Raw genomic sequence first — 4,661 nt, forward strand, 5'->3', positions numbered from 1 at the left:
ACCGGCCAGGACACCGGTCGACGCGTTCAGCGTGATGCCGGCGGGCAGGGTGCCCGTCTTCACCGACCAGGTATAGGGGCCGGCTCCACCGGTGACCGTCAGCGTGTAGCTGTACGCGGTGCCGACCTGTGCGGGTGGCGGGGCGGGGAAGTTGAGTGTTGGGCGGGGGAGATCACCAGGGTGATCGAGGCGGTGGCGATTCCGTTGTTCCGGTCGATCACGTTGACCGAGAAGGAGTAGCTGCCCGCGGCGGTGGGGGTGCCGGCCAGCACGCCGGCGGCAGTGAGGGTGATACCGGGTGGCAGGCTTCCCGCGTTCACCGACCAGGTGTAGGGGGTGGTGCCGCCGGTGGCGTCAGGGTGTAGGTGTAGGCGGCGCCGACGTCGGCGCCCGGAGGGCGGAGAAGGTGGTCGACACTCCTGCGGACACGCTCAGGCTGGTGGCCTGTGTGGCGCTCTGGCCGTTGGCGTCGGTCACCTTGACCGTGAAATTGAAGGTGCCTGTCGCTGTCGGGGTGCCGCTCAGGCTCCCACTGGGGCTGAGACTGATGCCCGGGGCAGGCTGCCGCTGGGCACCGACCAGGTGAACGGGCCGGTCCCGCCGGATTCGGTCAGTGTGTAGAGGTAGACGGTGCGGGTCCAGCCGGGCGGCGGGGCCGCGAACGTCAGTGTCGGCCCGGCGATGACGATCAGGGTCACCGCCTTGGTGTCGCTCAGGCCGCCGCTGTCGGTGACCCGGACGGTGAAGGAGTAGCTGCCGGCGCTGGTCGGTGTTCCGGACAGCAGCCGGTAGTGGCGTTGAGTGTCATACCGGGGGGCAGGGTCCCGGCGCTCACTGACCAGGTGATCGGGCTGGTTCCGCCGGTCATCGTCAGTTGGTCGCTGTAGGGCGTGTTGATCTCGCCCCGGGCGGGTCGGAGAAGTTGAGTGCGGGCCCCGGGTTGTAGGTGTAGCTACCGCTGTCGGAGATGCCCAGACTGACGACGACGACCTTCACTGCTCCCGCCGGGTGGCTAGGCATGGCTGAGATGCCGAGGCTGGTGCTGTTGGTGACGGTGAAGCAGCCCGGCGCGGGGGAGGAGCACAACGCGAGGGCGGCGGGTTTGCCGGCGGCGAACTCGGCGGCCGTGCCGATCTCGATGGCCGTCGCTCCGCTGAGATTGACGCCGCTGACCGTGACGCCGTTGTCGCCGCCGGAGGGGCCGTTGGTTGGGGTGACCGCGGTGACGACCGGCGGGGCGGGCACCGTGCCGGCGGGTGCGGTCGACGAGGTCGCGGGCTGGCGTCGCCGGAGGATGCGACTACGGTGCTGGAGGTCTGGATGAGGGCCGGGGTGACGCTGCTGGAGGTGACGACTCCGTTGACCGTGATCGTGCCGCTGGTGAATGGTCTTGTGCTGTTCGTGCACGACACCTGCTGTCCGCTCGGCGGCTCGCACACCCACCCCGGGCCCGAGGCGACGACCGGGACGACTCCGGCGGGGAGGGTCTCGGTCACCGTCACCGGAAGGTTCTCCGCCGCGCCCGAGGAACTGGCGGTGACCGTGTAGGTGACCGGGTTGCCCGGCGTCAGTGTCGCGCCGCATAGCTCCTCTGGGAGACGGCGAGCATCGGGACCGGGTTGAGGGTGCTGACCACCGCGTTGTCGATCTCGTGGTAGTCGGTCACCGAGCCGGTGGAGCCCACCCAGCCGAAGGCCAGCTGTTTCGGGATCCCGGAAGCGCTGACCCAGCTCGCCGGGTACATCCCAGCCGGCACCACAGGCAGCGGGCCCACCAGGCTTCTGGCCGTCCCGCCCACGGGTGTGAAGGTGACGTTGTAGCTGCCGGCGGGCACACCAGCCCGGATGCCGTGGTCACCGGTGACGAGGACGGATTGAAAACCACCTCGACGGGTACCGCGACGCCGTCCGGGTGGCGGCCCGCAGGATCAGCTTCTGAGCGGTCGCCGTCGGCGCGCTGCTCTGCAGCGCGCAGTACCCGACGGTGCCGTTCCCCGGACCGCGCACCACGACCTCGCCGGGCATGACCTGCGCAATGTTTGCCGGGTCGGTGCAGCCCGTTCCCTCGTACTTGTTGCTGAAGTTGCCGAACACGTCGAGGCCGATGCCCAGGTAACCGTGGCTCAGGCCGGTGCTGGTGAAGTTCTTCGCCGAGTAGCCGAGCGCACCGCCGGACTGCCCCATGACCGTCGGCGTCTGCGGATCGGCGGGGTCGACCGCGGCCAGCACGAACGCCATCCCGTCCGCGTTGTTCCCCCGTACTGGTAGGAGTTGAAGGTCACGTCCAGGCCCTGCGAGGTGGGGACGCTCGCCGCGGCGAACACGCCACCTTCCTGGGTCATCGCATTCGAGGTGAGCCGGAGCGTGCCCGAACCTTGCGCATCCGTCGCGCTCGGGCAGCTGGCCAGCGGGTTGGCGGTGGCGTTGCCAGCGGCCGTCAGGCAGGCGGCGTTGACCCCGGTCGGTGCTGCGGGCAGCGACACCGATCCCGCGGTGCCGTCCACCGTGTTGTCGTGGAACGGCTGGTTGAACAGCAACGTCCCCGCTGCGGAGGCGCTCGGGCGGATTCGACCATCGCGACGGCCGTCACGCTGATCACCAGGATCACTGCCGCGGCGCGCGACACCAACCGTCGGGCATACCAGGCCACCGTCATTCCCCGCCTCTTGCTCTAGCTTTGCCGACGCCCCCCGCCGCAGGTGCAGGTGCACTTCCTCCGATGAGGCATCAGCGCGATGCGCTTGTCCGGAGCAGGGACTGATGCCACGGCAGCGACCTTCCCTTCCGGCGCAACCGCCGAGCCCCAGCATCCCGGAATATAACTATATGTATCTAAAATGTCACGCACCGTGCACATTCCTTGTGGTTTCAGGGGCCACCTGCACCGGCTAGGCAACCTGGCCTCTTCACTGACCAACCTGGGCGCCCTCTCGGCCTTGGGCTGAGAGGGCGAGGTGTTCGCCGGCCGTGCCGGTGCTGGACCTGCTCAACTGAACCGGAGTCACTGCCGGTCGGCACTGTGGCCTGGCTCGGTGGGTGGCCGTTCTCGGCCAGGCAGAGGAACGCTGGGGGCCATCCAGCAAGAGTGGATGGCCAGCGGCCCTTTGCGTCAGCGTGCACGTCGGCTCGGGCCCGGGGGAATGGCCAGGCCCTTGATTGTTCGGGGCTGCGTGGTGACGGGCGCGGGCCCGGTGGGTGTAGTGCTGCGGCTGCGGGCGGCCTTGGCGCGGGGTGTTGGGGGCGGGGTGGCGGCCGAGGAGTTTGAGACGCCAGATCATGACCTGGGCGGGGGCCCTGGCGGTGTCGAGTTCTTGGAGTTCGGCGGCCTCCTCCGGGAGTGAAGTGGGCTTGTGGCCGGAGTCCTCGGCGTCGGAGAGCGCGGTGCTCAGGCAGCGACGGGCCGTACGTTTGGGGTCATCGCGGCGGCAAGCTGAGCGATCATCGTTTCGAAGTCGTCGCGGGCTCCGCCGGGGCTTCCTCCGCGGACTGCGTGCATGCCGATTGCTGCCTGTGCGAGCGGCTGTTACGGCCGGGTGAGGTCATGTGCGTGACGCCGCTGGGGGTTGTCACGGACTCGGCCTGGAAGCGCTGCTCGAGTCCTTCGAGTCCGTCCCACAGGCGCTCGCCACGGCCCAGGACGATCGGGACGACGGCGATGTGCAGATGATCGATGAGGTCTTCGGCGAGGAACTCGCGGATCGTGGTCGGCCCGCCACCGATCCGCACGTCCAGGTCGCCTGCGGCCTCGCGTGCCTGACGGAGTGCTTCCTGCGGCGTGGCGTCGATGAAGTGGAATGTGGTGCCGCCCTCCATCTGCACCGAGGGCCGGGGGTGGTGGGTCAGTACGAACACCGGGGTGTGGAAGGAGGGTTGGGCCCCCACCAGCCGTTCCAGTCGTCGTTCTCCCATGGCCCGCGCTGGGGGCCGAATTTGTTGCGGCCCATAATCTCCGCACCGATGCCGACGTCCCAGGTGCCGGCGATGGCGTCATCGACCCCGTGACTCCCGTCCGGCTTGCCCAGCATCTGCTGGAAGGTCCTGGTCGGGAAGAACCACTCGTGGAGTCTCGTGCCGGCGTGGCCGAACGGGGCGTCGAGACTCTGCTCGTCACCGGTGGCGAATCCGTCGATGGAGATGGAGAAGTTGTGGACCCTGACGCGGGACATGGCACGGACTCCTGCCGTCGAAGCGATGTGATTGCGAAATGCAATCACTAGCCATGAGTGAGCCTAGACTCGGTGATGGCAGTATGCAATCAGTGGAGGTGGGCATGCGAGACGAACCGCGGTCCGGATGCGCGATCAACGCGGCGGTGGAGGCACTCGGTGACCAGTGGAGCCTCATCGTCCTGCGCGACGTGATCTTCGGCGGGCGCCGGCACTTCCGCGGGCTGCTCAGTCATTCCGAGGAGGGCATCGCCTCGAACATCCTCAGCAGCCGCCTCAAGGCCCTCGTCGCCGGCGGTCTCCTCACGCAGGAGCAGGCCCAACGAGGGCGTCGAGCGACCTACAGCCTCACGGAAGCGGGCATCCAGACCGTGCCTGTCATGGTCGCGCTCGGCTCCTGGGGCATGCGGCACCGCCTGACACACCCGAACTCAGGGTCCGCGCTCGCCTCTTGGAGGAGGGCGGCCCGCATCTCTGGGAGGACCTCATGGACGAA

7 protein-coding genes and 4 pseudogenes are annotated in these 4,661 nt (G+C 68.6%); 2 read left to right on the plus strand and 9 right to left on the minus strand.

Annotation, left to right across the window (positions count from 1 at the left end; all coding sequences use genetic code 11):
- The 6 genes and pseudogenes from LNW71_RS37180 to LNW71_RS35240 all read right to left on the minus strand — a co-directional run.
- The coding region (locus tag LNW71_RS37180; RefSeq protein WP_374119558.1) for a putative Ig domain-containing protein at positions 1–102 on the minus strand (102 nt) is incomplete at its 3' end.
- Positions 99–341: pseudogene (locus LNW71_RS35230) on the minus strand (putative Ig domain-containing protein); the annotation flags it as partial. The gene LNW71_RS37180 and the pseudogene LNW71_RS35230, both read right to left, overlap by 4 nt.
- 13 nt (positions 342–354) lie before the next feature.
- Positions 355–606: a putative Ig domain-containing protein gene (locus LNW71_RS37185; RefSeq protein WP_374119559.1), complete on the minus strand. Its 252-nt coding sequence runs from the start codon at positions 604–606 to the stop codon at positions 355–357.
- Entirely contained in the window at positions 522–698 is a 177-nt protein-coding gene (locus LNW71_RS37190) for a hypothetical protein (protein WP_250972299.1), read from the minus strand. Before LNW71_RS37190 ends, LNW71_RS37185 begins: the two co-directional genes overlap by 85 nt.
- Before the next feature lie 45 nt (positions 699–743).
- Positions 744–868 (minus strand): annotated as a pseudogene (locus LNW71_RS37195) (putative Ig domain-containing protein); the annotation flags it as partial.
- A gap of 2 nt (positions 869–870) precedes the next feature.
- Positions 871–1,245 (minus strand): IPT/TIG domain-containing protein, encoded by a 375-nt coding sequence (locus LNW71_RS35240; protein WP_250972300.1) that lies wholly within the window; start codon positions 1,243–1,245, stop codon positions 871–873.
- A gap of 60 nt (positions 1,246–1,305) precedes the next feature.
- On the opposite strand from LNW71_RS35240, the gene LNW71_RS35245 reads away from it, so the two are divergent.
- Positions 1,306–1,548 (plus strand): hypothetical protein, encoded by a 243-nt coding sequence (locus LNW71_RS35245; protein ID WP_250972301.1) that lies wholly within the window; start codon positions 1,306–1,308, stop codon positions 1,546–1,548.
- Between the two features lie 19 nt (positions 1,549–1,567).
- Here LNW71_RS35245 and LNW71_RS35250 read toward each other — a convergent pair whose 3' ends face one another.
- The 3 genes and pseudogenes from LNW71_RS35250 to LNW71_RS35260 all read right to left on the minus strand — a co-directional run.
- A complete protein-coding gene (locus LNW71_RS35250) occupies positions 1,568–1,834 on the minus strand; it encodes a hypothetical protein (RefSeq protein WP_250972302.1) in 267 nt (88 codons plus the stop codon).
- 19 nt (positions 1,835–1,853) lie between these two features.
- Positions 1,854–2,237, minus strand: a complete 384-nt coding sequence (locus tag LNW71_RS35255; protein WP_250972303.1) for a hypothetical protein — start codon at positions 2,235–2,237, stop codon at positions 1,854–1,856.
- 1,299 nt (positions 2,238–3,536) lie between these two features.
- Positions 3,537–4,165, minus strand: a pseudogene (locus tag LNW71_RS35260) (dihydrofolate reductase family protein); the annotation flags it as partial.
- A gap of 104 nt (positions 4,166–4,269) precedes the next feature.
- Between LNW71_RS35260 and LNW71_RS35265 the strand changes: the two are divergent.
- Positions 4,270–4,661 (plus strand): annotated as a pseudogene (locus LNW71_RS35265) (winged helix-turn-helix transcriptional regulator); the annotation flags it as partial.

The sequence above is a fragment of the Streptomyces sp. RKAG290 genome (genome assembly GCF_023701695.1).
Lineage (GTDB): Bacteria > Actinomycetota > Actinomycetes > Streptomycetales > Streptomycetaceae > Streptomyces.